Genomic DNA, 1,505 nt, shown 5'->3' on the forward strand with positions numbered 1-1,505 from the left:
CCTGTCTCTTGATCACTTTTCACAGGTCAAAAGACTTGGCTAACAGGTAACCTTCAAGGATGGTTTGCAACATGAACCATCCTTCCCATAATCTTTCCCACCCAACACGACCATTGCGTTTCGAGTCATACCAGCCCGCTAGCTTTCCCAGATTTATGTAAGCCCAGTAAACACTTGGTACACTTCTTGGCAGGGGTTTCTTCTCTTGTTTTGACCACAGTAACTTCCACGCCAACGGACTGAGGAGCGTCTCACAACTTTGCTTTTCCGCTTCTGCTCTGTTGAGGCCCAGATAGCGTAATTGGTGAACCCGTACGGCAATAAACGCCAAGATAACGACCATCTTCTCCAAATTGTCCTTACTTTGCATTCGCAAGGCTTCTACCTGTGTCCCTCCACTTTTCCAGGCCTTATGAAACTCCTCAATCAGCCAGCGCTTTTCATAATAATCCAGAACACGTTGTGCATCCCCCGGACTGTTTAACGGTTCTGACGTTAAAATATGCCAGTTCAGCCCTCTGTCATCCCCACTTTCCTGGCAACCAACATAATACAGCGGTACCGATTGACCCTGTTTATTGGCGGGTATTTTGACGGTCACCTTCGCATAGCGCACATCGCAAATAGCCTCACGTGCTTTACGCCCCCCTCTTTGTTTTACTTGAACCTTCCTTTGCTCTGCTGACTGTAAGCCGCTGCTAAATTGATAAAGCTTGTCCGAACTTTCTTCTATACAACGGCTTTGCATAGAACGAACGATAAAGCGCTGATGGTTACTTGTTTTATACGTCAGGTACTCGATAATATCGGCTTCACGATCACAGACTGAGATAACCTTTTCCATCTCAGCAGAGCCTAATCGTTGTTCCATCGCTTGGGAGGCACTTTCCCACTTATAACTTTCCTTATCTGCATAAGCCCGGCAAGCTCGTTGAGCTTTTTTTCCATAAAGATTGATGTCCCTCGTCCAACGCTCTTGTTCAATTAGACCAACGACATGTTCTTCTCTGGGGGCAAAAAGCAACACGGAATGGGCATGCATGCCTTTGGCACTTTTTCTTGAGGTGGTGTAACCCATTTCATCTCTGACTGTCCGGTGAGTAAAGTCCAGTGAGGTTGTATCTTCTAATGCAAGCAAACAATCATAAGATTTAGCTTGCTCTGCCGTCGCCGCAAAACCGGCAGCAGAAATCGCTTTAGCCTCAATAGACGGGTTACGGGTGAAACGATAAGCCGCTTCAATATCCGCTGGTGTTTTCAGTGATTGCACAAGTGATTGCCCTATGTGATTAGCCAGGGAAGAGGTGATACTAATCAGTCGCTTAGTTCTCCGACTATCCCCCAGTTCCGCGCGTGAAAAAGTGTCTTTTGCCCATAGTTCTGCATCCGTTAAAAACACCATACTTTATCTCAATTGTTTATTTGATATTAAGATCGGCAATGCAGACAAAGATTCAAAAAAAATCCCTCGATGAAAATCGAGGGATTTGTGTATGAAAGACAGG

At 45.6% G+C, this 1,505-nt stretch carries 1 protein-coding gene; it reads right to left on the reverse strand.

The annotated features are described in order from the left end of the window. Nucleotides 1-19 precede the first annotated feature (19 nt). The gene (locus tag AC2A1E_RS24060; RefSeq protein WP_484385853.1) at nt 20-1,402 is read right to left on the reverse strand and encodes an IS4 family transposase; all 1,383 of its coding nucleotides are present in this window, start codon (nt 1,400-1,402) and stop codon (nt 20-22) included. Nucleotides 1,403-1,505: the final 103 nt, after the last annotated feature.

The organism is Serratia sp. HNCC26DJ206, from assembly GCF_057180605.1.

Excerpts from the sequence above, each read along its gene's own strand:
- AC2A1E_RS24060 (WP_484385853.1), bottom strand. The coding sequence starts at position 1,402 with ATGGTGTTTTTAACGGATGCAGAACTATGGGCAAAAGACACTTTTTCA.